The organism is Mycobacterium conspicuum (assembly GCF_010730195.1).
Taxonomy (GTDB): domain Bacteria; phylum Actinomycetota; class Actinomycetes; order Mycobacteriales; family Mycobacteriaceae; genus Mycobacterium; species Mycobacterium conspicuum.
This window is the reverse complement of the sequence record NZ_AP022613.1, coordinates 3,030,104-3,053,325: the sequence shown is the minus strand read 5'-3', so window position 1 is coordinate 3,053,325 and position 23,222 is coordinate 3,030,104. Positions and strand designations below refer to the sequence as shown.

The following is a 23,222-nucleotide window of genomic DNA, read 5'->3' as shown; positions in this document are numbered from 1 at the left end:
TATCGCGAGTCAGCAGGGCGGCGATCAGCCGGCTTGTCGAGTGAGCAGAGCAGTCGCTGCCGACCGCGCGCGACCCGGATTCCGCAGATCCGGATGCGGCAGCCAGGCAAGCGGGTGCATGAACCACGGGAGGCGATGCAACCGGTAGGCCGACACCAACTGCGATTCGGCCTGCACGACGCGCCAACCAAGGTCTTCGAAGTAGGCCAACCCGTTCTCGGGCGCGAATTTGAAGGGGGCGTTTTGTCCCAGGTCGGCCATGTCCCTATTGATCGTCTTCTTCAGGCTCGGAAAGGCGAAGTCGACCATCCACCAGTTGATCTCCGGTCGGGTGAACGCCTGCGAAAGCGCGGCGATGTCACCGGCTTCCAGATACATCGACAGGCCTTCGGTGAGCACCAGCGCTTTCGTGGCACCTGCGAGTGCCTCGTTGAGGAAGTCGTCGCGCGCACGTGCATCGGCCAGGTCGACGGCCGTGCGGGTCAGTTTGCAGCGCGGCGTCTGGTCGGCCAGCAGCTCGGTTTTCTCCTTGAGCAGCTCCGGCAGATCGGCCTCAACCCAGGTGAAATTGGGCGCCAGGTCCATCCGGTACGGCCGCGTGTCCAGCCCGGCGGCTAGGTTCAACACCCGATCGCAGCCTTCGGCGATCGAGCGCGCGATGGCGTCGTCGATGATCTTGGTGCGCGCGACGAGCCACCAACCATCGCGGTTCGTGCGCGGGGCCCTGGCGGCGATGGCCCGACCTCGTTCACCGGCGAGGCGCTCGGCGAGCGGGTCCCTGAACAACGCATCCGGACGTGCTGTTTCGGTGGCGCGATACCTCGCCGTCCATCGCGCCGTGTCGGAAACGTGGCTGATGTGTCCAGTGCTTGCCATACGTTGCGTTATAGCACCCAGCGTCAATCGGGTTCGTCGTCGTCGGGGTTTAGGAGTTTTTCGGGGTGGTGGTAGGTGTTGGTGCGGGGTTGGCCGTAGTCGAGGTGTGGGGGTGGGATCCATTCGGTGTCGCCGTGAGCGTTTTTGCGGGTGGTCCAGCCTTTCTCGGCGAGTCGGTTGTCGGGTCCGCAGGCTAGGGTGAGGTCTTCGATGTCGGTGCGGTGGGTGGTGGTCCAGCCGCTGACGTGGTGGGCTTGGCTGTGGTAGGCCGGCGCGTCGCAGCCGGGGCGGGTGCAGCCGCGGTCTTTGGCGCACAGCATGATCCGCTGCGCGGGGGAGGCGAAGCGTTTCCCGTGATGCAGTGCTAAGGGCTTGGTGCCATCGAAGATGGCTAGGTAGTGGTGGGCGTGGCTGGCCAGGCGGATCACATCGGACATGGGCAGCAGGGCGCCGCCGCCGGTGCGGGCCTTGCCCGCGCCGGCTTCGAGCTCTTTGAGGGTGGTGGTCACGATGATTGATACCGGCAGCCCGTTGTGCTGGCCGAGTTCGCCGGAGGCGATCAGGGCGCGCAGGCCGGCCAGTAGGGCGTCGTGGTTGCGTTGGGCGCTGGAGCGGTGATCGCGGCGTACCGCGTCCTCGTCAGGTTGCTCGTGGACGACGGGGGTGTCGTCGTCGGGGTTGCAGGTGCCGGGGGCGGCGAGTTTGGCGAGCACGGGCTCGAGGAAGGCGCGCAGCTCGGGGGTGATCAGCCCGCTGATGCGTGACATTTTGTCGTAGTCGGGCTTGCCCAGGATGATGCCGCGTTTGCGGGCGCGTTCCTCGTCGGAATAGTCGCCGTCGGGGTGTAGCCAGTCCATGAGTTGGCGGGCTTGTTCGCGGAGTTGGTCGGGGCGGTACTCGGTGGCCTTGTCGGCCAGGACGAGTTCGACGGCGGCGCGGGTGCCACATCGACGACGGCGGGTAGGTGGGCGAAGAAGTCGCGGATGACGCGCACGTGGGCGTCGCCGATGAGGCCGTCGTGTTGGGCGGCGGCGGTGTGGGTGAGCAGCGGCGCCAACGGTTCTCCGGTCAGCGCGCGCCGTGGCCCGAGGTCTTCGGCTTCGGCGATGCGGCGGCTGGCTTCGGGTTTGGTGATGCGCAGCCGGTCGGCCAGCGCGCCGCACAGTGTGCCGCCGAGCTCTTCGGGGCGGGCTTGGGCGTCGAGTTGGTTGATCAGCGCGTGCTGGGGTGTGCGTTGGCGGCGCATGCCGCGTTCGAGGCGTTGCAGGATCCGCAGCCGTTCCGGGGTGGTCAGTGCGTCGAAACTCAACGCGCACAACCGGTCCAGCACACCATCGAGCGCGTCGAGCACCTCGACGATCTCCTCGCGGCTGCTGCAACCCATGCCCCGAATCTACGAAGGACCACCGACAAGAATCGCCCGATTGTGGCTACAGAAACCAAAGTGGCGCAAGGGATTACGCTGGCAGCTTAGCGCTCGACAAATTTCAGCGCCCGGATCAGATAGTTCCGTTGGACGCGGCGAGCACTTACCAACAGGACCAGATTCAGCGCGGCCCGCGCCAGCGCCACCCGCGATGTTCGCTTCTTCCAGGGGACAGGCATCGAGCCCGCGCGGCGCCCCAAGTGGTAGCCGATGCACAGCGCCGTCAGCGCTACACAGATAACCACGATCGGCGCCATGTCGACGAGCGTCTCGTGTCGTCGTCGCGGTGAGGTCACAGGGCAGACACACCTAGCCAACAAAGCGAGCCAACACCTGGCCCGACTACGGTTGCCCAGTGCCGGTCTCCCACATCGTCCTGATCGTCTTGGCCAGCCTGGCCGCCGGCGCGATCAACGCGCTCGTCGGATCCGGAACCCTGATCACCTTCCCGACGCTGGTCGCGCTCGGCTTCGCGCCGGTCACGTCCACCATGTCGAACGCGGTCGGGCTGGTGGCCGGCAGCGCGTCGGGCACCTGGGGTTATCGTGCCGAGCTATCCGGCCAATGGGATCGGTTGCGCTGGCAGATCCCGGCGTCACTGACGGGGGCCGCATTGGGCGCTTTCCTGCTTCTGCATCTTCCCGAGAAGGTGTTCGCGCAGGTGGTTCCCGTGTTGTTGGTGCTGGCTTTGGCCCTCGTCGTGCTCGGGCCTCGGATCCAGGCGTGGGCGCGGCGGCGCGCCGAGGAGGCGGGCCGCTCCGCCGAGCACATCACGCCGGCGCGGATGACCGCGCTGGTGGTCGGCACGTTTGCCGTCGGGGTCTACGGCGGGTACTTCACCGCCGCGCAGGGCATCCTGCTGGTCGGCGTGATGGGGGCGCTCCTGCCCGAGTCCGTGCAACGCATGAACGCGGCCAAGAACTTGCTGGCGCTGCTGGTGAATCTGGTTGCCGCAGTGGGCTATACGTTGGTCGCGTTTGACCGGATCAGCTGGCCGGCGGCCGGCCTGATCGCGGCGGGTTCGCTGGTCGGAGGATTTGTGGGTGCTCGCTACGGGCGCCGGCTGTCTCCGAACGCCCTGCGCGCGACGATCGTGGTGGTCGGTCTGATCGGGCTGTATCGCCTGCTCACAGTTTGACCGATCAGCAAGCGGCGCAGGCCGTCGCCCCCTATTGTCATCGCCATGCTGAACGAGGTCGCCGCCCCCGACGATTCGTCCCATCTCCGCCGCGGCCTATCCAATCGCCAGATCCAGCTGATCGCCATCGGAGGTGCGATCGGCACCGGTTTGTTCATGGGCTCGGGGCGAACGATCTCCCATGCCGGCCCGGCCGTGCTGGTGGTGTACGGAATCATCGGCTTTTTCGTGTTCTTCGTGCTGCGCGCGATGGGCGAGCTGCTGCTGTCCAACCTCAACTACAAGTCGTTCGTCGACTTCGCGGCCGACCTGTTGGGACCGGCCGCGGGGTTCTTCGTCGGGTGGTCCTACTGGTTTGCCTGGGTGGTCACCGGTGTCGCCGAAATCATCGCGATCACCGGCTACTCGAAGTTCTGGTGGCCCGACGTGCCGGCATGGCTGCCGGCCGTGGTCACGGTCGGTTTGGTTCTGCTGTTCAACCTGTTCAGGGTCGCCAACTTCGGAGAGATCGAGTTCTGGTTCGCCTTGATCAAACTCGCCGCGATCTTCTGCCTCATCGTCGTCGGTGCGATCCTGGTGGCCACTCACTTCGTTTCCCCGCACGGTGACCGCGCGACGATCGAAAACCTTTGGAACGACGGCGGATTCTTCGCTACCGGATTCATGGGCGTGGTCAGTGGCTTCCAGATCGCGTTCTTCGCGTTCGTCGGCGTCGAGCTCGTCGGCACCGCCGCGGCCGAGACCGCCAACCCGCGCCGCACCCTCCCCCGCGCCATCAATGCCGTCCCGGTGCGCGTCGCGATCTTCTACATCGCCGCGCTGCTGGCGATCCTCGTCGTCATCCCGTGGCGGCGGTTTTCCAGCGGCGAGTCACCCTTCGTAATGATGTTCTCCCTGGCCGGATTTGGCGCTGCGGCGGCGATGGTCAACTTCGTCGTCATCACCTCCGCCGCGTCCTCGGCCAACTCGGGCCTGTTTTCCACCGGGCGCATGCTTTTCGGGCTCGCCGACGAGGGCAGCGCGCCATCAATCTTCCGTCGGCTCAACCGCGGCGCTGTGCCGGCACCGGCGCTGCTCGCCACGGCGCCGCTGTTGCTGACTTCGGTTCCGCTGCTGTACGCCGGCGGTTCAGTGATCGACGTTTTCACCTTGGTCACGACCGTCGCGTCGCTGCTGTTCCTGTTCGTCTGGACGATGATCATCCTCAGCTACTTCGTCTACGCACGCCGCCACGCGGACCGTCGCGCCGGCTCCAGGTACAAGATGCCCGGTGGAATCGCGAGCTGTTGGCTCGTCCTCGGCTTCTTCGTGTTCGTCATCTGGACGCTGCTGACCGACCACGAAACCGCGATCGCGCTCGCCTGGTTCCCGCTGTGGTTCGTCGCCCTTGGTGCTGGGTGGCTGGTCGCGCGCGGCCGTCCGGGCCGCGCAGAGCGGTACCGGCAATTCCAGGCGGCGATGAACCAACCCGTCGACGACCCGTCGAGCGTCACGCCAGCGTGACGTGACAGGCGACCGCGCGCACGGAGTTTGTTGGGATCGGTAGCCCCCGCGACGGTCTGTACTTCCGGTAATTGCAAAGCCATTGGGGCCGCGCATCACCGAAAGGAAACCTCACATGCAACTCCTGCCCACCAGCATCCAAGAACACGTCAACCGCATCGATCGTCAACGCAGCCTGATGATCGGGATCAGCACCGGGCTGCTCGCGGCCTGGAGCTTCTTCCGGCTGATCTGGCTGCTCTACATCGCGGCCACGTTCGGCTTGTTCCTGGGCTCGCTGGTGTTCCAGTTTGTGCTGTGGGGCGTGGTCGGTACCGTCGCGGCGATCGCGTCGATCGCGCTGCTGACCCGCTATCGCAGCGGATCATGACCCGTCGCTGAGAAGCCGAATAGTTCCGAACCCGCCCGGGTTCGGAACTATTTCATCTCTACGTCGCGCCGGTGTAGACCAGGCGCCCGTCGAAGATCTGCGAGAACTCATCGGCTGTTTGGGCAATTCCGCTGCCGGTGGTGCCATCCGCGACGCCCAATCTCGCTGCCGTGCTTGCCGTGTCGCGGGACAGCTCCCACATGGACAGATTTCGCTCGGATCGTCGTTGATTCCGATCAGCGCGTCACACCCACCATGTGCCACGCCTGCTGGCTGGTCAGACGGCCATGAGGCGAGTGCGATAGATTGCCCTGCGACCGGCTCAGGAGGACGCGATGGCGTGCTGCGAATTTCCCATCCCGGCCGAGGGCTGCGACGGTGCCTTCACCGTCGATGCGTCCCGCGTCACCTTCGGGCGCGGCTGCCTGACCGAGGTGGGCGATCGGGCCCGCGCGCTCGGGCTGCGACGGGTCGCGCTGTTCTCCGATGCCACCGTGTCGCGGCTACCTGTGTTCGCCACCACGCACGGTGCGCTGGTCGCGGCGGGACTGGACGTGATCACCTACACCGATGCCCACGTCGAACCCACCGCTGCGTCCTTCCGGGATGCGGCCCGCTTCGCGCAAGACGCGAACCCCGACGGCTACGTGTCGCTGGGCGGCGGTTCGGTCATCGACACCTGCAAGGCCGCCAACCTGTATGCCACCCATCCCGCCGATTTCCTCGCCTACGTCAACAAGCCCATCGGCGAAGGCAAACCCGTCCCGGGCCCGCTCAGGCCGCACATCGCATGCCCGACGACGGCGGGAACCGGCAGCGAGGTCACCGGGATCACGATCTTCGACCTGTTGTCACTCAAGGCGAAGACGGGCATCGCCTCGCCCGCACTGCGCCCCACAGAGGCGCTCGTCGACCCCGACTGCACCGTGAGCCTGCCGCCGGAGGTCGTGGCCTCGGCGGGCCTCGACGTGCTGTCACACGCGTTGGAGTCCTACACCGCCAAGCCGTACGTGTTCCGCTCGGCTCCCGAACGCCCGAGCCTGCGGCCCATGAGTCAGGGTGCCAACCCGTGGAGTGATCTGGGCTGTCGAGAAGCGCTGCGCCTGTTGGGCACGTACTTGGAGCGCGCGGTCAACGACGCCGCCGACACCGAGGCCCGCGAGCAAATGATGTGGGCCGCAACGCTTGCCGGCATCGCCTTCGGCAACGCGGGCGTGCACGCCCCCCACGGCATGGCCTACGCGGTGGCCGGGTTGGTCCGAGAATTCCGCCCGTCCGGCTACCCGCCCGACGAACCGCTGGTGCCGCACGGGATGGCCGTTATCGTCAACGCGCCCTCGGTGTTTCGATTCACGGCGGAGGCGAGTCCCGAGCGGCATCTGGAGGGTGCGCGGCTGCTCGGCGCCGACACGCAAGGCGCCATGGCCGAAGACGCCGGCGAGGTGCTCGGCGACGAACTCATCCGCATCATGCGCGCGGTCGGCATGCCGAACGGCCTCAGCGCTGTGGGCTACACCGACGACGACGTGACGGCGCTGACGCAGGGGGCACACCCGCAACAGCGGCTCTTGCAAAACGCGCCCCGCGAGATGACGAAACCCGTTCTGGCAGAACTATTTCGGCAAGCCATGCGCTACTGGTAACCCCGGCCAGGCCAAAAGCATTGATGAACGAATCACCGTCGGCTATGGTCGCAGGGTAGCCGATCGGCTAGCCGCAGGCAGAGGAGCCTCAACGTGTTCCGAGGATTGAGAAAGCTGTGATCCCCCAATGCCGATGATCGATTTGACGTTCGTGCGTGGCTCGTTATCCGACGCGGCCCTCGGCACGCTGACCGACCAACTGGTGACGGCACTGCTGCGCGCCGAACGCGTCCCCGACACCGCATTCATGCGCGACAACACGTTGGTCTACCTGCACGCGCTGGATCCCGCCGAGCAGCTGGCCGGCGGCCGCCAACCCGGGCAACCGCGATTCCGGGCCGACATGACGGTATTCGAAGGAGCGCTCAACAAAGAGCGCAAGGAACACCTCGTCGCCGAAGTGCACGCGGCCATCTGCGCGGCGGCGGGCATCGACCCGTCGGGCGCACGCGCCTACCACGTCTGGACGTTGATTCACGAGATACCGGAAGGCAATTGGGCGGGCGGCGGCAAAGTCATCTACTCCCAGCAGGTGCAGGGGCTCATCGCCGACGAGTAGGGGCTGCTATTGTCGCTTGCTAATGCCAGAGGTCGATCGTCGCAGCATGATGTTGATGACGGGTGTCGGGGCGGTGGCAGCCGCGATCGCCGTCCCCGAGGCGGGCGCCAGCCCGCCTCGACCCGCAGCACCGTCGGGCCAAGTTGCCTACATTTTCCAGGACGAGTTCGACGGCCCGGCCGGCTCGGCGCCCGACGGCGGGAAGTGGCACGTGGCCCGCGCCCGCGAGCCGATGAAAGATCCGACGTATTGGGAGCTGCCCGAGCATGTCGGGCAATACCGCGACGACCGCCAAAACGTCTTTCTGGATGGCAAGTCCAACCTTGTCATCCGCGCCGCCAAGGATGGTCCTACCTTCTACAGCGGCAGGTTGACCAGCAACTGGCGCGGGGGCGTCGGCCACAACTGGGAAGCCCGAATCAAACTCGACTGCCTGACCGCCGGCGCCTGGCCCGCCTGGTGGCTGGGCAACGACGATCCCGGTGGCGAAATCGACATCCTCGAGTGGTACGGCAACGGGAGCTGGCCGTCGGCCACCACAGTCCATGCGAAGTCGAACGGTTCGGAATGGAAGACCCACAACATCGCGGTCGACAGCGGATGGCACACGTGGCGATGCCAATGGGACGAGGCCGGAATCCGGTTCTGGCAGGACTACTCCGACGGCGCTCAGCCCTACTTCAGCGTTGCCGCGAACTCACTGCCGGACTGGCCGTTCAACAATCCCGGCTACGCCATGTATCCGGTCCTCAATCTCGCGGTCGCCGGTTCCGGCGGCGGTGACCCCGGACCCGGCAGCTATCCGGCGCAGATGCTTGTCGACTACGTTCGCGTCTGGTAGCGAATTCACGCGGGTCTATTTAAATGAATTCAACGCCATTAGCGGGCGTGACAGCCCAACATGGTTAGCAAACCGCGAAAGAAGTAGACCAGCGTATCGGCCTCGATGGTCTTGACCACGGGTTGCGCGCCGACAGTCTGGGGTTCGTCGAAGAGAGAACCGCAAATCGATGCCGAAATTTACAGCGCAGTTAGGGCTTAAACACAGTTTCGGTCGCTATCTTGAATGTTCTTGTTCGTCTTAACCCCGGAGATGATCGGAGCGCGAATTGTCGTCTTTTCTGATTGCAGCACCCGAAGCCCTGGCCGCGGCGGCAGCAGACCTGAACGGGATCGGGGAGGCGATAACGGACTCCACGTCGGCGACGCTGCCCACGACGATCGGGATCGCGCCGGCGGCCGCCGATGAGGTGTCAGCGGCCATCGCTGCGCTGTTTTCCAGCCACGGCCTGCACTTCCAGGGGCTGAGTGCGCAGGCAGCGACGTTTCACTCGCAGTTCGTGCAGGCCCTCCAGGGATCGACGAGTGCGTATGTGGCCGCGGAGGCGGCCAACGTCGGGCCGCTACAGGCGCTGGTGGACGTCGCCCAGCGGCTGACGTTGTTTTCGCCGGTTGAGTTGCTGACCGGTCGCCCCGTGATCGGTAACGGAGCGAACGGGACGACGGTAAACGGGGTCGGGACGAACGGCGGGAACGGCGGCTGGATCTTTGGCGTCGGCGGCAATGGCGGCAACAGCACCAACCCCGGCGCGGCCGGCGGTGCCGGCGGGTCGGGCGGCTTCCTTTACGGAAAGGGTGGTAACGGCGGCAGCGGTGGCGCCACCACCGTGGGGACCGGCGGCACCGGTGGGGCCGGCGGCAACGCCGGGCTCCTGTGGGGCCACGGAGGCAACGGTGGGGTTGGCGGAGCCGCCACCATCGGGACCGGTGGCACCGGTGGTGCGGGCGGCACGGGTAGCTACATCTTGGGCGCCGGCGGTGCCGGCGGCGCCGGCGGCCAGGCCGGCGGCCCGCTCATCAGCGGCACCGGCGGCAACGGCGGTCACGGCGGCAATGCAATCGGTCTGGTAGGCGGCTTTGGCGGCGCCGGCGGCGCCGGGGGCGCCGACATTGGCATCGATGGCACCGGGGGTAATGGCGGTAACGGCGGCAGCGGCAGTGGCGGCTTCCTCGCCGGACTCGGCCTCGCCCAAGGCGGCAACGGCGGCGCCGGTGGCGCCGAGAGCGGCATAGGCACCGGCGGCAACGGCGGAGACGGTGGCATCGCTGCCGGCCGCGCGTTCCTCGGATTCGACCTGGTTAATGGTGGCTCCGGCGGTGCCGGTGGTGCCGCCGACGGCGCCGCCGGCACCGGGGGCAACGGCGGCGTCGGCGGCGATGCCGCCAGCGTCGCCCTGATCGGGGCCGGAACCGCCCAAGGCGGCAACGGCGGCGTCGGCGGTGCCGCCGACGGCGCGTTCGGATTCGGCGGCGACGGCGGCAACGCCGGTTTGGGCACCACTCTCTCGGGCATCGCCGGCGGCGGGGCCGGCGGCGCGGGCGGTCACGCCAATGGCGTCGGGGGCTTCGGCGGCGATGGCGGCGCGGGCGGTGAGGGCGCCACGTTCGGCGCCGCCATCGGCGGTGCCGGCGGGCACGGGGGTGCCGCAACGGGCACCGGCGGCACCGGTGGCAACGGCGGCGCCGGCGGCGATGTCCTCGCCGGCATCGGCCAAGCCGGTGACGGTGGCACCGCCGGCGGCGGCACGAATGCCGCCGACGGCGGCAATGGCGGCAACGCCACGGTGACCATGAGCGGCAGCTCCACCCCGTCGATCATTGGCTTCGGCGGCAACGGCGGAAACGGCGTCAACGGCGGCACTGGCGGCACCGGTGGCGCGCCCGGCCTCATCGGTACCCGCGGAACGGACGGATCGCCCTAACCGCTGCTGCTTAGGAGCTGACCAGCTCCGGGTGAAACTTGGCCGCCATCCGGCGCAGCCCGTCGTGCCAGTCGACCGTCGTCTGGCCGACGAGCTCGTGCATCCGGCTGGCATCGGTGGGATTGCCGCGCAACGCCTGATCGCTCTCCTCAAAGACGGGCTGCTTGCCCACCAGCGAGCCGAGGTAGTCGCACCACTGCTGCAGGCTGACGGTCTGGTGGCCACACCAGTTGAGTGTGGTCGCCGGGATCGACGCCACCTCAAGCAGTTTGGGGAGCGTCGCGATGATGTCGTCCTCGTGGATCGGGCTGTAGTTCGCCGGCCCGCCCGGTGGCACCGGGATCGGGATGCCGGCCAGGATCATCTCCATGTGGTAGAACGGCCAGCCACCATTGTCGCCGTACGGGACGTTGAGGCGCGCGATGGTCGTGGGCACGCCCAGGGCGCGCGCCATCGTCCGCGCCACGACCTCGCCGGCGATCTTGGAAATGGAGTACGTGGGGAACAACGGCTTGTGGTTGTCGCCCAAGGCGGCGCTTTCGGTGCGGGGTTCGTCGCCCGGCGGGTCATACACGGCCCCCGACGAGCAGTGCAGAAAACCCTGAACGCCGCGGCAGTGCGCCATGAGCAGACCCACCGACTCCGCATTGGCCCCGAGGTCCTTGTCCCAGCTACCGCTCTTGGCGACCGCCAGGTTGAGCACGTAGTCGAAGTCGGATGGGATCTCGGTGAAGTCCCCCGCGGCCAAATTCACGGTCTGGCACCGCACCCCGGCCTTCTCAAGATCCTCGCGGACCGCGGGGTTGGTGAAACGGGCGATGCCCCAGACCTCGTTCTCGGCAGCGAGGGCCTTAGCGATCGGGGTGGCAACTTGGCCGGTCGGACCGGTGATGAGGATCTTGGAGCCGCGCATGCGCTGATGGTAGGCGACCTCGCGTTGGCGATTCGGCGACCCCATGACTTATTATCTGCGTATGCATGCAGATAGTTGTCGGACCCCCGTCCAGCAGGGCGGCCCTCGTGCGCATTCGCACGGCCTGCGCGGGGCGATCAAAGAGATCGTGACTCCCCATTCCCACGACGCGGCCGACCGTGTCGACGATGCTCTGGAATCCAGCGCCGCCGGGATCCGTGCGGTCAAGATCAGCCTGCTGGTCCTCGGATTGACCTCGATCGCCCAGATCGCGGTGGTGGTGGCCACCGGGTCGGTGGCCTTGGCCGCCGACACCATCCACAACTTCTCCGACGCCCTGACCGCGGTGCCGTTGTGGATCGCTTTCGCGCTGGGCACCAAGGCCGCCACGCGGCGATACACCTACGGGCTGGGTCGAGCCGAGGATCTGGCCGGGTTGTTCGTCATCGCGATGATCGCGCTCTCGGCGATCGTGGCGGGATACGAAGCGATCATGCGGCTGACCAATCCGGAACCGGTGGCACACGTCGGCTGGGTCGCGCTGGCCGGGTTGATCGGGTTCGTCGGCAACGAGTGGGTCGCGGTCTACCGGATCAGGGTTGGGCGGCGCATCGGCTCGGCCGCCCTGATCGCCGACGGAGTGCATGCCCGCACCGACGGGCTCACCTCGCTGGCCGTGGTGTTGGCCGCCGGCGGTGTCGCACTTGGGTTCCCGCTCGCCGACCCGATCATCGGCCTGGTCATCACGGCGGCGATCCTGGCCGTGCTGCGCACCGCGGTGCGCGACGTGTTTCGGCGGCTCCTCGACGGAGTGGACCCGACGATGGTCGACGCCGCCGAACAGGCCTTGGCCGCCCAACCGGGAGTGCAAGCGGTGCGCAGTGTCCGGATGCGCTGGATCGGGCACCGGCTGCATGCCGACGCCGAACTCGACGTCGATCCCGCACTGAACCTGGTGCAGGCGCACCGCATCGCCCATACCGCCGAGCACGAACTCACGCATGTCGTTCCCAAACTCACGACGGCACTGATTCATGCCTATCCCGCGGAGCACGACCTCGCCGCGACGGGGGGTTCGGCGTAAAGTCCACAGGCCATGGCCGGTGCGATCAACTTCGTCGATGCCAACGGGCTGAGATTCGCCTATCTCGAGGAGGGCACCGGGCCCCTGGTGCTGCTGCTGCATGGCTTTCCGGACACCGCACACACGTGGGACGAGCTGCGCCCGGCCATCGCCGCCAAGGGGTATCGGGCGGTGAGCCCGTTTATGCGCGGCTACTCCCCCAGCGGCATCCCGGCGCGCGACACCGATCAGGAGACCTTGGCGCGCGACGCGCTCGCGTTGATCGAAGCGCTCGGCGCCAGTCAGGCGATCGTCATCGGACATGACTTCGGTGCCGGCGCCGCGTACGGTGCGGCCGCGCTCGGACCGGATCTCGTGAAAAAGCTTCTCGTTCTTGCCATTCCGCACCCGGCGGCACTCAAACCGACGCCCGCGAAGCTGTGGGGCGTGCGCCACTTCGCGGTCTACAAGCTGCCGGGTGCGGCGAAACGCTTTGCGCGCAACGACTTCGCCGCGCTGCCCGCCATTTGTCGACGCTGGTCGCCGACGTGGAATCCCGATCCCGCGGAGTTCGACGCGGTGCGTGCGACGTTTTCCGACCCGGCCAGCTTGGACGCGGCGTTCGGGTACTACCGAAAGCTCTCCCCCATACCCAGCGCGTCATTGCGCGCGCGGATCACGGTCCCGACGGTGGTCTTCGCCGGCCTCGATGATCCGGTCGCGGAGCCCTCGGACTACCGGGGCGCCGCCCGGATGTTCGAGAACGAGTACATCGTCGAGGAAGTCCCGGGCGGGCATTTCATGCATCGCGAGCATCCAGAAATGTTCGCCGAGCGGCTCCTGACCCACCTGTGAAGAAGTGCATCGACCACCACCATGGGTCGCATAGAATCGTTCGAACGACAATTTCCCATGCCGATCAGCCCGGTCCGAGCCTCGCAGTTGCCCCCCAAGCGCAGCCTCGGCCCGGGCTGATCTTTTCCCGCCGTACGGTGAGGTGTGCGCTGGATCGTCGACGGCATGAACGTCATCGGAACGCGCCCGGACGGTTGGTGGAAAGATCGTCGCGCTGCGATGATCGCGTTGGTCGAAAAGCTCGACCGGTGGGCTGCGGCGGAGGGCGACCAGGTGACGGTGGTGTTCGAGCGCCCGCCCTCGCAGGCCATCCGGACAACGCGGATCGAGGTAACGCATGCCCCCAGGGCGGCAGCCAATTCGGCCGACGACGAAATCGTTCGGCTGGTCCACGCCGACGACCGCTCGCACGAAATCCGCGTCGTGACATCCGACAAGGGGTTGGCCGAGCGGGTCCGAAACCTGGGTGCATCCGTCTACCCTGCCGATCGCTTTCGTGAACTCGTCGACCCCCGTGAGGTGAAATGAACGCGACCACACCGTCCAACCGGCTCTGCGCGCTCGCCCAGATTGACATCCCGATCGTTCAGGCGCCGATGACGTACATCGCCGGGGCGCAGTTGGCCGCCGCGGTGTCCAACGCCGGCGCGCTGGGCATCATCGAGACCACCTCCGATGAGGGCCGTGCCGACCTTCGCCGGGTCCGCGACCTTACCGACGGCTCGGTCGGAGCCAACATCGCGCTGCTGTTCAACCGCGACCCCGGCATGGTGGATCTCCTCGTTGCCAACGGGATTCGCTTCGTCACCACTTCGGCGGGCGACCCGGCGCTGTTTACCGCGCGCCTGCACGACGCCGGCATCACCGTGTTCCATGTGGTGGGGACCCTGGCCGCGGCCAAGAAGGCGGTCGACGCCGGCGTGGACGGCCTTGTCGTGGAGGGTGTCGAAGGCGGCGGGTTCAAGAATCGGTTCGGGGCCTCGACCATGGTGCTGCTTCCGTTGGTGGCGGCCCATGTCGACGTGCCGATCGTGGCGGCCGGCGGGATCTGCGACGCCCGGTCGATGGCCGCGGCGTTCGTCCTCGGCGCCGAGGGCGTGCAGATGGGCACGCGGTTGCTCGCGTCGTCGGACTCGCCGGTGCATGGCAATCTGAAGGAAGCCGTCGTGCGTGCGGACGAGACCGGCACCGTGCTCCTCCCCCTCGACGGCAAGCGAATGATGCGGGTGATCAGGACGGCCGCCGCCGAAAAGCTGGACGCCCAAGCCTCTTTCGAGGCAGGCGGTGCCGCGCTGCAGCGTGTTCAGCGGCTCTACTTCGACGGCGACATGGACGCCAGCGTCGCGAATACCGGTCAGGTCGCCGGACGGATCGAAGACCTTCCGCCGGCGGCGGACATCATCAAGCAGATGTGGGCTGGGTGTCGAGAGGTGTTGGCCGCGACGGCGGATCGGCTGGGGCCGGCTCGGTAACCAATTCTTCAACGGCGAGAGCGTTGCGGCATCACGTAAACCTAAGTCCGAGAGTGTAATTCGTGATATGCCAGGAACACGGCGGCGCGGCCGCCGGTCGAGCGTGCGCAGTTGTACGGGTGTGACGGCGTGTCGACGGACAAACACGCACGGCCGCGGCTATTGCGGGGGGATGGCCGGCGGTGGATACACCCCGCGCAAAATCCAGGGGAGCCAGTTGACGCCGTATTCGATTTCGTCGCTGGCGTCGTAGTCGGGGCTGGGGCCAATCGGAATGTTTTCCGGCGCCGGGCTAGGTCGCTCGGGCTGACCGTACACGGCCACCACGACGGTGCGATCCGGGCTGTTTTCCGACCACACGCCGATTTGCGTGTTGGCGCAGTTGGACATGATCGCGAAGGTCGTTGGATTGTTGTACCACTGGTTGATCAACTCGATGCCGCTGATTGCAACCGCGGGGTTGATCGCCACGGTTTCGGCGACGTTGCCGTGGAAGCCGGCGGCATGTGCGCGGTCTTGCGGGGTGGATCCGTCAGATCCGATGTCGGCGTCGAGGTTTCGGTTGTTCAGCAGGTCGAGGGTGTGCCATTGGGCGGCGAGCCGCAATTGTGGATTGATCTTGACGTCGTTGACGCAGCCGGCTTGGTGCTGGACGGTGTAGACATTGGCGACCACGCCGTTGTTGAGCCGCGTGTTATCCGCCCGTGCAGGCGGCGCGCCCAACCCGGCGGCCACGGTCAGGGCGGACCAGGCAGACAGGGCGGCCATCGGTGCATGGTGCATGTCAGTTTCCTTCCATCGGCCCGGTCATCCGCCCGGGGGGTGCCGGTGGCCGGTAGTGGGCCGCCGAGTTGCGCAGCTGCCAGATCAGTGCGGGGCAGAGTTCGTTGACGGCCTGGCTGATCAGATAGGACGCCTGGAATTCGTCGACGGTGTTGAAGTCGGCCTTGACGTCGCCCATGACCTGCGTATAGCTGCGGCCCCGAAATACCTTGTCGCAGATGCCATGTCCATAGTCCAGGGCGGCTTCCGCGTTGGCGAAGTTGTAGCCGGGCCGCACCATCACGTTGACCAGATAGGCCACCACCTCGGCGGACGCCGTCGGCGCCGCCGCCGTCGCGAGGCCCACCGTCAATGCAAACACGAAAACCGCGGCCAGCAGTGGCGTGTCAGCTGTGTCATGGAATGTCGGCCGCCGCATGGGATCAAACCGGATCGAATTCCGAGATCAACCAATGCCCGTCGACCTTATCGAGGGTGACCCGAACGTTGGATGCAGTGTTTGTCGGCGCGTCCTGGGCGACGACGATGGTCTGGTTCACGAACAGCAGGACGACGGCATGGTCGGCCGAGGCCGATAACGATGCCGCCGCGGGCACGGTGGCCACGGCAGAGATCTGTTTTTGCTGCGCTCCGGGAATCACCACATCGCGAGTCAGCTGTGTGTAGGCATTCAAAAACTTTCCGGTCAACCTTCCTCGGGCCGCCTCGAGATCCTTCCGTACAGTCTCGGGCCGGTAGGACAGCAGCGCGACGGTGGCGTCGGTGGCGGCGTGGACGGATTCCGCGCGGGCAACCGCGGTGTCGCGGATAGCAGTGTCCTGCCATTTCAACAAGCCAGCGCCGCATGCCAGCAATAGCGCCAGCGCCGGCAGCAGCTTGTAGGCGACCAGCCGCGACCAGCGGCTGCGACGTCGGTTCTTTGACTCATCGGCGGCGGTTTGCGTTGTCGTGCAGGACCTTTCCAGCGAATCGGTTTCGCGGCGCTTCCACCGGCGCGGCAGCTCGACGATGCTCATGGCACGAATCCGACGTTGGACACCTTGACCTGATCGCCGACCTTCTGAACGCTGATCCGCATCCGCCACGCCCGCGGAACCGGGTCGGCTTCCCCCGAGGTGGAGGTGCGCACGGAGACTGCCACCAATGCCTGTGCCGCGCCGGGGGTCTCGGACTCGAGCCCCGCCTCGGTGATCGTGCCGACGGTGGTCGACTTGGCCTGCTTGACCACGTCGATGAACGGTTGTGACCGCTTGGCGAAGTCGTCGTAGAACTCGCCCGTGGCCCCGTCCAGAATGCGGCGCACATCGGCGTCCGCGTGTTGCCAGTCGATGGTCGTCAGGTTCAGTGCGCCCTGCCTGGCCGCCTGTAGGTAATGGCTGCTCTCGGCCTGCGCGCGCTGTGCCTGATGGACACGAAAGCCCTGCCAGGACAACAACATAGCCAAAGAAGTGGCGACAGCAACGCCGGCAACTATCGCTGCCCGCGGTCCTGGTGTTGGCTTTTCCGGTTCCGTTGTCTGGACTTGCTGAGCATCCTCTGCGCCAGCTGCGTCGCAATCGGTTTGCACTGACATCCCGCCTCCATCTCCATCGTGCTTGGTGGTCCCGTGGGCCGTGGTCAGCCGCCCGGCGGCAGCAGCATTGTTTGCCATGTCTTGTCTTTCGGCGCGGTTTGGGCCAGGTCGGATCGGGTGTACTGATGGCCGTCGGGTCCGATGTAGGTGCCGGTAGCGGGGTCGTATTCGGCCGCGGCAATGGGCAGCGGCGGCGCTGCCGCTGCGGATGGTGCTGATCCGGGCGGCAACTGCGGGATGCCTTGCCCGGACAGTGTGGCGTTGGGGTCGCCCTTCCAGTTGTAGCCGTCGTTGAGCGGCACGTACTGTTCGGCGCTTTCACACAGCTTCACGGTGGGCGCGCGCTTGCCGGGCACGGTTTCGCAGGGAATGTTGCGCGCGCCGCGCACGTTGAGCTGCGAGTCCTGAGGCACCCTGCAGTACAAGTTGCCGGCCGGGCGGTTCGGGTGGTCCTCAAAGGTGGCGACGCGCTGCTGTTGGGCCGGCAGGAACCCGGTGGTGCACGGCGGCGGCAGGTTGAGGTTGAGGTTAAAGCTCAGATACTGACCGCGGTATGCCTGCTTGGTGTTGACATTGGCGAGGATGCCGGCCTGCTCGGCGTTGATGGCCATCGGGAACGCCACCAGCAACTGCTCGATGTCGCCCTGGTAGGTGAGCGCGACTTGACCGACGCTGGCGAGGTTGGCCAGCAGGATCGGCAAAGTGGATTGTAACCGGTCGACGAGTTTGGTTGCCTCGCCCAGCGCCGGGCCGCCCCCGTCGATGACTCCAGCGAGGGCCTCGTCGTGGGTCCGCAACTCCGCGGTGACCGTGGACAGGTGTGATGCCCACCCGGCAATGGCATCCGACGTCTGACTCTGCGAATCGAGTACCGGTTGTGCTTGGTCGATCAGCGCGACCAGTGGGTCGAGGTTCTTGCGGGCGTCGATCGCGAGGTTGGACGAACCCATGATCAGCCGTGAAAGCTCGGGGCCGAGCCCGCCCACCGCGGTGTAGGACTCGTCGATCACGGTCTTCAGGTTGTCGTGAGGTATTGCCGCCAAAGCCGTGTTGGTGGCACCGAGCAGGGTGTTGATGTCGGGCGGCACCGAGGTGTCGGCGAGCGGGATGACATCGCCGTCCTTCAGCGGTGGCGCTGCGGGGTTGCGCGGCAACAACTCTACGTACGTTTCGCCGATCGCCGTTTGGCTGTGCACCTCGGCCTTGAGGTCCGCCGGGATTTGAATGCCTGACTTCAGTGACAGCACGGCTTCGACGCCGGTGTCGGTGAGGCGCACCGATTCCACCCGGCCCACCTCGAAGCCGCGATAGGTGACGTTGCCTGTGCTGTACAGGCCGCCGCTTTGCGGCAGCTGCATCGTCACGGTGTAGCGGCCGACTCCGAACAGCATGGCCGGGAGCTTCACGAAGTGCAGAAACGTGAGGGCCAGCACGCCAACCGCGATCACAGCGAAGATGGTGAGTTGGATGATCACTCGTCGCCCGATATTCATCTAGTGCCCCTGGTCCCAGTGGTAGGGCACGGTCAGCGGATTGCCCGGGGTGCCGCGGTACCCTGCCGTGCACGGGCTCGGGAACTGGCCGATGGTGCGGCCCCACTGCAATTCGAGCTGGGTCAGATGGCACTCCCACCGGGTGCCGGTGAACAGGCCCTGATCGATTCGGCTGAGCGTGAGGTCGACGATCGCGGTCAGATTGGCATAGTCGCCGCGTTGGAAATTTTCGAACGTCTCGTTCGGAAACGGGAATGTGGCCAGCAGCGACAGTGAGCGCGTCAGGGCGGGACCGGCGTTGGCGAGCGACTCGAGCACCGGTCCGATTTGGTTGAGTTCGCTGACCAGGTTCTGTTTGGTCTTGTTGATTGAGTCCGCGGTCAGCGCGCTGAACTTGCTCAGTTGGTCGGCCGCCTCGACGAGGTTGTGCCGCTGCTCGTTGAGCACCGCGAGCGCGTCGGGCACGGTGGCCAGTGCTCGATCGAGGATGGGTTGCTGGGTGGCGAACTTTTCGACGAGGCGGTTCAGGCTGTCGGCGGCCGCGATGATGTCATCCTGTTGGTTGTTGAGTGACGCGGTGAACTTGTCGAGCTGCGTGATCAGGCTGCGCAGGTCTTGCTCGCGGCCCCGAAACGCGGTGCTCAACGCCTCGGTGATGTCTTGTATCTGGCCCAGTCCACCGCCGTTGAGCACCAACGACAGCGCCGCGAGTGTCTGTTCGGTGCTTGGGTAGGCGCCGCCGCGCGACAGCGGAATGAGCGAACCGTCGCGCAGCTTGCCTTGCGGCGCTTCGCCTTTCGGCGGCGCTAGCTCGATGTGGTAGGAGCCCAGCAGGCTGGTGGTGCCGATCTTGGCGCTCGCGTTGGCGGGCAGGTTGACGTTGCCGTTGAGCCGCATGGTCACCAGCGCGTGCCAGCCCTGACGTTCGATCTTCGTCACGTGGCCGACCGTGACGTCGGCAACGCGCACCCGCGAATTCGGCTGGATGTTGTTGACGTCGGGCATCTGCGCCTGGATCAGATACGAGCCGGGCCCGTTGCCCTGCGTGCCCGGCAGGGGCAGGGAATTCAGCCCCCGCCATCCGCAGCCCGAGATCCCCGCCACGCCAACGATCGTCACCACGATCAGCAGCACGCTCCTCACGAGCCGCCTCCCGGCGGCATCATGATGCCGCGTAGGCCGGCTGCGGGGTCCGTAGTTACCGGCGCGCTTGCGGGTGCGGGCGGACCCGCCGGGGAATCCGCGGGCGGCACGAAGTCGGGTCGCATCCAGTCCTCGCTGTAGGTGACCTCGTTGGGCCTGGCTTGCGCTCCGACGAAGAGGTTCTCGCCCAGTGGGGGGAAGTTGTATTGGCGGTTCTTGACAATCGGTGCCAGGTATTGCACGCAGAGCTTCGCCGCTTGTTCGCCGCCCAGGCGGGAGGCGGCCTGAATTGCCCCGCACAGGAAGGCGATTGGGTTGTTCATGTTGGTGCCGGCAAGCGCGCCGGTCAGCGAACCGTTGGCCGGTTCGAAGATGTTGTTGAAGTTCTGCAACACGGTGGGGCCGATGTGCAGCGTCTGCTTGATGTCGTCGAGGCTGTCGACCAGCACCTTGGTGATCGACGTGAGCTTGTCGGACGCGGCGCCGATCGCCTCCCTGTGGTCGGCGGCGAAGCTCTGGACATCGGCCACGACCGCGTTGACGGCTTCGGCCGCCTGAGCGACCTTGTTCGGGTCGTCGGCAAGCACCGCCGACACGGCGGCCAGATTGTGGTTGAGCTGCTCGAGCAGATCTGCGCTGTCATGTAGTGCCGTCACCAGCGTCGAGAGGTTCTTCACCGTGCTGAAGATGTCGTTGCTGTGGTCGCCGAGCGCCGAGATCGTCTGTGACAGTTTGATTATGGTGTTGCGGATCGTCGGTCCTTGCCCGCGGAGGTTGTCGGCGGCCGTGTTGATCAACGCACCCAGTGTGCTGATGCCGCCCGGTTGGGTGGGCTTCAGCAATTCGGTAAGTCGCTGCAGTTGTGTCCGCAGGTCATCCCATTCGACGGGGACCGCGGTGTGGTCCTGCGGGATGATCGCGCCGTCGCTCATGGTGGCTCCGCCGCTGTAGGGCGGCGTCAGCTGGATGGCGCGGCCCGTCACAAGTTGGGGTGACAGGATCGCGGCCTTGGCGTTAGCGGGAACCTTGTATTTACGGTCGATCCAGAACGAAATCTTGGATCGCAGCGGTTGCGGTTCAATAGCGAGGATTTTGCCTACCGGTACGCCCCTGATGAGGACGTCGTCGCCGGCGAAAACGCCGTTGCTGTTGTCGAAGTAGGCGACCACGGTTGTTCGGGCGGCCTCCCCCGCGGTTCGCATCGCGACGAGTACGCCCGCCCCGAGCACCAAGGCGAGGGTGGTTGCCAATACGGAGCGGGCACGTCGCAGCGTCCTTGTCACGGATGGCCTCCGGGCTGCCGCGTGGGCGCAACTTCACCGGGGGCCGGCACATACACCGGCGAAGGTGTGGGCTCTGGTATTGAGGCCAGGCCGGGCGGCGGTGGCGCGGGTGGTCCGGGCGGCGGGCCGCCGGGCGGCGGGGCCGGCGGGGGTTGCCGATAGGGATAGCGCGGATCGCCGGGGTTACCGGTGATCGAGTCGGGCAGGTTAAGCTGCGGCTCGCCGCCCTGACCGGTCCGCGGGTACGGCATCGGCAGCGCCGGGGTGCCCGGCTGGCCGGTCGGCGGGTCGGTGAGTTGGGACGGCAGCAATGTGGCCGGGTCCAATCCGAGGTCGGAGAATGCGGCGCTGATGAACGGTTGGACGAACTGCCCGGGCAGCAGATTCACCACGTAGGCCTTGAAGAACGGGCCGGACGAAAGAGACTCGCCCAGCGACATGACGTAGTTGTTGAGCAGTGGGATAGCTTGCTGCAGACGCTCTTTGCGGTTTTCGACGATCGTCAGCACGCCGTTGAGCTTGTCCAGCGCCGGCCTCAGCTGCTGTCGGTTCTCGGCGATGAAGCCTTGCAACTGCCGTGACACCGACGAGATATTCGACCAGATCTGATCCAGCGCGGCGCTTTGCGTTCGCAGCTGCGCCAGCAGCGCGTTGGTGTCGCGCACCAGCCCGACGATTTGGTCGGTGCGCTTGGCCAGAACCCCGGTCGCCTTAGCCGCGTTGTCGAGCAGGCTGCGCAGTTGGGCGTCGCGCCTATCGAGTGTTTGCGCGAGCCGGGCGACTCCCCTTATCGCGTTGCTGAAATCCGCCGGTGTATCGGCGAAGGTTTGGGCCAGGGTGCCCAGCGAGTCGGACAGCTGGTTGGTGTTCAGCCCGCTGATCGTGGTGGCCAAGTCGCCAAGGGCGTCGGGCAGTTGGTAGGGCGACATCGTTCTATCGATCGGGATGGGGCCTTTGAGCTGACCCTCCCCGCGCGGAGTGACATCGAGAAATTTGCTACCCAGGAGGCCTTTGGTCTTGATCGCCGCTTCGGTGCGACTTCCGAGCCGAATGTTGTTGTTTACCTTGAACTTCACCAGAACCCCGCGCTCGTCGAGTTCTATGCTGGAGACTTTTCCGACCGGATAGCCGGAGACCTCGACGGTGTTGTCGGCCCGCAACCCGCCCGCGTCGGCGAAATAGGCCGAGACGTCGTTGCCCCGATCGAAGAAGGGCAGCTTCTGATATTGCAGGCCGCCCACCACAAGTCCGGCGACCGCCACCATGCCGACGGCCCCGACGACCAGGCGGTTGCGTTCGGCAAATGATTTCATTTCGGCGTGCACCGCCCCGAGGGCTGACCGGCCACCTTGATATACACCGGCTGTCCGCCTTTGCCGTTGACCTTGAGCACGACGTCGCAGAGGTAGAAGGCGAAGAAATCGCCATACATGCCTTGGCGCTGCAGCGCGCGGTATTTGTCCGGCAGTGTGTTGAGCAGATTGTCGAGATAGTCATGGTCGGCCACGGCGATGCCGGCGACCCGGTCGGCCTCGCGAACCACTTTGGCGAACGGCTCCCGGGCCTGTGACAACAGGTCGGCGACGGAACCGGCTGCGGCGTTGGTGTAGGCCACCGCGTTGGAGATATCGCTTTTGCGTTCTGCCAGACCGTGAATCAGCTGCGACAGCGACATCACCGCCTTGTCCAGGCGATCGCTTTGCCCGCCGAGCGAGCCCAGCACCACGTTCAGGTTGTTGACCACCTGCCCGATCAGCTGGTCGCGGTCGGCCAACGTGTTCGTCACCGTCGCCGCCTGCTCTAGAAACGAACCGATCGTGGGGCCCTGTCCCTGAAACGCCTGCAGCAGTTGCTCACTGAGCGCGTTGACCTGTTCTGGGTTGAGCGCGCGAAACAGCGGCTTGAACCCGCCGATCAGCGCATCCAGATCGAGCGCGGGTTGGGTGCGCGCCAACGGAATCGTTTGACCTGGAGCCAGTATTTTCAGCCCCCCGGCTCCTTCTTCGAGCGCCAGGTAGCGATCGCCGAATAGGTTGTCGTAGCGGATCACCGCGCGGGTACCCTCGGTGAGAGTCACCGAATTGTCGGCGGTGAACTCGACACGCACCGTCGCGTCGGTATTGATAGAGATCGTCTTGACCTTGCCCACCTCCACCCCGGCGATCCGGACCAACTTGCCCTCTCGCAGGTTCGACACGTTGGTGAACTCGGCGTAATAGCCCTTGCCTTGGTCGAATCGAACCTGACCGAAAACGGCAGCCAGTAAGAACGTGGTCAGCAGGCAGACCGTCAGGAAGACGCCGAGGCGCGCCGCGACGCCTCTCAAATTCTCCCGCATGGGCTTGCTCCTATGTGACTTGCTGGCGG

At 66.2% G+C, this 23,222-nt stretch carries 24 protein-coding genes and 1 pseudogene; 11 read left to right on the top strand and 14 right to left on the bottom strand.

Annotated elements, in window-relative coordinates; genetic code table 11:
• Positions 1-24: 24 nt before the first annotated feature.
• From G6N66_RS14270 to G6N66_RS14260, 3 genes and pseudogenes are all read right to left on the bottom strand, one after another.
• A complete protein-coding gene (locus G6N66_RS14270) occupies positions 25-876 on the bottom strand; it encodes a class I SAM-dependent methyltransferase (protein ID WP_085231019.1) in 852 nt (283 codons plus the stop codon).
• Between the two features lie 23 nt (positions 877-899).
• Positions 900-2,260 (bottom strand): annotated as a pseudogene (locus G6N66_RS14265) (HNH endonuclease signature motif containing protein).
• Positions 2,261-2,346: 86 nt separating this feature from the next.
• Complete coding sequence (locus G6N66_RS14260; protein WP_085236594.1) at positions 2,347-2,559, bottom strand: hypothetical protein; 213 nt, start codon at positions 2,557-2,559, stop codon at positions 2,347-2,349.
• A gap of 113 nt (positions 2,560-2,672) precedes the next feature.
• On the opposite strand from G6N66_RS14260, the gene G6N66_RS14255 reads away from it, so the two are divergent.
• The 3 genes from G6N66_RS14255 to G6N66_RS14245 all read left to right on the top strand — a co-directional run bounded on the left by G6N66_RS14255 (position 2,673) and on the right by G6N66_RS14245 (position 5,313).
• Complete coding sequence (locus G6N66_RS14255) at positions 2,673-3,440, top strand: sulfite exporter TauE/SafE family protein (RefSeq protein WP_085236652.1); 768 nt, start codon at positions 2,673-2,675, stop codon at positions 3,438-3,440.
• A gap of 45 nt (positions 3,441-3,485) precedes the next feature.
• On the top strand, positions 3,486-4,943 hold the full coding sequence (locus G6N66_RS14250) for an amino acid permease (protein ID WP_085236596.1): 1,458 nt from the start codon (positions 3,486-3,488) through the stop codon (positions 4,941-4,943).
• A gap of 115 nt (positions 4,944-5,058) precedes the next feature.
• Entirely contained in the window at positions 5,059-5,313 is a 255-nt protein-coding gene (locus G6N66_RS14245) for a hypothetical protein (RefSeq protein WP_085236598.1), read from the top strand.
• A 58-nt stretch (positions 5,314-5,371) separates the two neighbouring features.
• Here the strand turns inward: G6N66_RS14245 and G6N66_RS14240 are convergent, their stop codons facing one another.
• Positions 5,372-5,515 (bottom strand): hypothetical protein, encoded by a 144-nt coding sequence (locus G6N66_RS14240; protein ID WP_163645844.1) that lies wholly within the window; start codon positions 5,513-5,515, stop codon positions 5,372-5,374.
• Positions 5,516-5,648: 133 nt separating this feature from the next.
• Here G6N66_RS14240 and G6N66_RS14235 point away from each other — a divergent pair, with 133 nt between their 5' ends.
• The 4 genes from G6N66_RS14235 (at position 5,649) to G6N66_RS14220 (ending at position 10,277) form a co-directional block, all read left to right on the top strand.
• Positions 5,649-6,956, top strand: a complete 1,308-nt coding sequence (locus tag G6N66_RS14235) for a hydroxyacid-oxoacid transhydrogenase (protein ID WP_085236600.1) — start codon at positions 5,649-5,651, stop codon at positions 6,954-6,956.
• 127 nt (positions 6,957-7,083) lie between these two features.
• Positions 7,084-7,515: a tautomerase family protein gene (locus tag G6N66_RS14230; RefSeq protein ID WP_139825554.1), complete on the top strand. Its 432-nt coding sequence runs from the start codon at positions 7,084-7,086 to the stop codon at positions 7,513-7,515.
• 22 nt (positions 7,516-7,537) lie between these two features.
• Positions 7,538-8,356, top strand: a complete 819-nt coding sequence (locus tag G6N66_RS14225; protein ID WP_085236602.1) for a glycoside hydrolase family 16 protein — start codon at positions 7,538-7,540, stop codon at positions 8,354-8,356.
• 268 nt (positions 8,357-8,624) lie between these two features.
• Positions 8,625-10,277 (top strand): PE family protein, encoded by a 1,653-nt coding sequence (locus G6N66_RS14220; protein WP_085236604.1) that lies wholly within the window; start codon positions 8,625-8,627, stop codon positions 10,275-10,277.
• A gap of 10 nt (positions 10,278-10,287) precedes the next feature.
• Here G6N66_RS14220 and G6N66_RS14215 read toward each other — a convergent pair whose 3' ends face one another.
• Complete coding sequence (locus G6N66_RS14215) at positions 10,288-11,190, bottom strand: NAD-dependent epimerase/dehydratase family protein (RefSeq protein ID WP_085236655.1); 903 nt, start codon at positions 11,188-11,190, stop codon at positions 10,288-10,290.
• A 61-nt stretch (positions 11,191-11,251) separates the two neighbouring features.
• Here G6N66_RS14215 and G6N66_RS14210 point away from each other — a divergent pair, with 61 nt between their 5' ends.
• The 4 genes from G6N66_RS14210 (at position 11,252) to G6N66_RS14195 (ending at position 14,580) form a co-directional block, all read left to right on the top strand.
• Positions 11,252-12,274: a cation diffusion facilitator family transporter gene (locus tag G6N66_RS14210; RefSeq protein ID WP_085236606.1), complete on the top strand. Its 1,023-nt coding sequence runs from the start codon at positions 11,252-11,254 to the stop codon at positions 12,272-12,274.
• A gap of 12 nt (positions 12,275-12,286) precedes the next feature.
• Positions 12,287-13,108 carry an alpha/beta fold hydrolase gene (locus G6N66_RS14205; protein WP_085236607.1) on the top strand — a complete coding sequence of 274 codons (822 nt, stop codon included), beginning with the start codon at positions 12,287-12,289 and terminating at the stop codon, positions 13,106-13,108.
• A 144-nt stretch (positions 13,109-13,252) separates the two neighbouring features.
• The gene (locus tag G6N66_RS14200; protein ID WP_085236609.1) at positions 13,253-13,636 is read left to right on the top strand and encodes an NYN domain-containing protein; all 384 of its coding nucleotides are present in this window, start codon (positions 13,253-13,255) and stop codon (positions 13,634-13,636) included.
• The gene (locus G6N66_RS14195) at positions 13,633-14,580 is read left to right on the top strand and encodes an NAD(P)H-dependent flavin oxidoreductase (protein ID WP_085236611.1); all 948 of its coding nucleotides are present in this window, start codon (positions 13,633-13,635) and stop codon (positions 14,578-14,580) included. The genes G6N66_RS14200 and G6N66_RS14195 overlap by 4 nt, the downstream gene beginning before the upstream one ends.
• Positions 14,581-14,739: 159 nt before the next feature.
• Here the strand turns inward: G6N66_RS14195 and G6N66_RS14190 are convergent, their stop codons facing one another.
• The 9 genes from G6N66_RS14190 to G6N66_RS14150 are packed head-to-tail and all read right to left on the bottom strand — an operon-like array spanning position 14,740 to position 23,193.
• Positions 14,740-15,348: a CAP domain-containing protein gene (locus tag G6N66_RS14190; RefSeq protein ID WP_139825555.1), complete on the bottom strand. Its 609-nt coding sequence runs from the start codon at positions 15,346-15,348 to the stop codon at positions 14,740-14,742.
• A 16-nt stretch (positions 15,349-15,364) separates the two neighbouring features.
• Positions 15,365-15,781, bottom strand: coding sequence for a DUF732 domain-containing protein (locus G6N66_RS14185; protein ID WP_085236614.1), 417 nt, complete (start codon positions 15,779-15,781; stop codon positions 15,365-15,367).
• A 4-nt stretch (positions 15,782-15,785) separates the two neighbouring features.
• Positions 15,786-16,379, bottom strand: coding sequence for a hypothetical protein (locus G6N66_RS14180; RefSeq protein WP_232079302.1), 594 nt, complete (start codon positions 16,377-16,379; stop codon positions 15,786-15,788).
• Complete coding sequence (locus tag G6N66_RS14175) at positions 16,376-16,936, bottom strand: mammalian cell entry protein (RefSeq protein WP_085236659.1); 561 nt, start codon at positions 16,934-16,936, stop codon at positions 16,376-16,378. Before G6N66_RS14175 ends, G6N66_RS14180 begins: the two co-directional genes overlap by 4 nt.
• Positions 16,937-16,980: 44 nt before the next feature.
• Entirely contained in the window at positions 16,981-18,429 is a 1,449-nt protein-coding gene (locus tag G6N66_RS14170) for an MCE family protein (protein ID WP_085236616.1), read from the bottom strand.
• On the bottom strand, positions 18,430-19,563 hold the full coding sequence (locus G6N66_RS14165; RefSeq protein ID WP_372515708.1) for a virulence factor Mce family protein: 1,134 nt from the start codon (positions 19,561-19,563) through the stop codon (positions 18,430-18,432). It abuts the gene before it with no gap.
• A 5-nt stretch (positions 19,564-19,568) separates the two neighbouring features.
• Positions 19,569-20,855: a virulence factor Mce family protein gene (locus tag G6N66_RS14160; RefSeq protein ID WP_085236618.1), complete on the bottom strand. Its 1,287-nt coding sequence runs from the start codon at positions 20,853-20,855 to the stop codon at positions 19,569-19,571.
• Positions 20,852-22,168 (bottom strand): virulence factor Mce family protein, encoded by a 1,317-nt coding sequence (locus tag G6N66_RS14155; protein ID WP_163645843.1) that lies wholly within the window; start codon positions 22,166-22,168, stop codon positions 20,852-20,854. The genes G6N66_RS14160 and G6N66_RS14155 overlap by 4 nt, the downstream gene beginning before the upstream one ends.
• Positions 22,165-23,193 carry a virulence factor Mce family protein gene (locus tag G6N66_RS14150; RefSeq protein WP_085236620.1) on the bottom strand — a complete coding sequence of 343 codons (1,029 nt, stop codon included), beginning with the start codon at positions 23,191-23,193 and terminating at the stop codon, positions 22,165-22,167. Before G6N66_RS14150 ends, G6N66_RS14155 begins: the two co-directional genes overlap by 4 nt.
• Between the last annotated feature and the right edge of the window lie 29 nt (positions 23,194-23,222).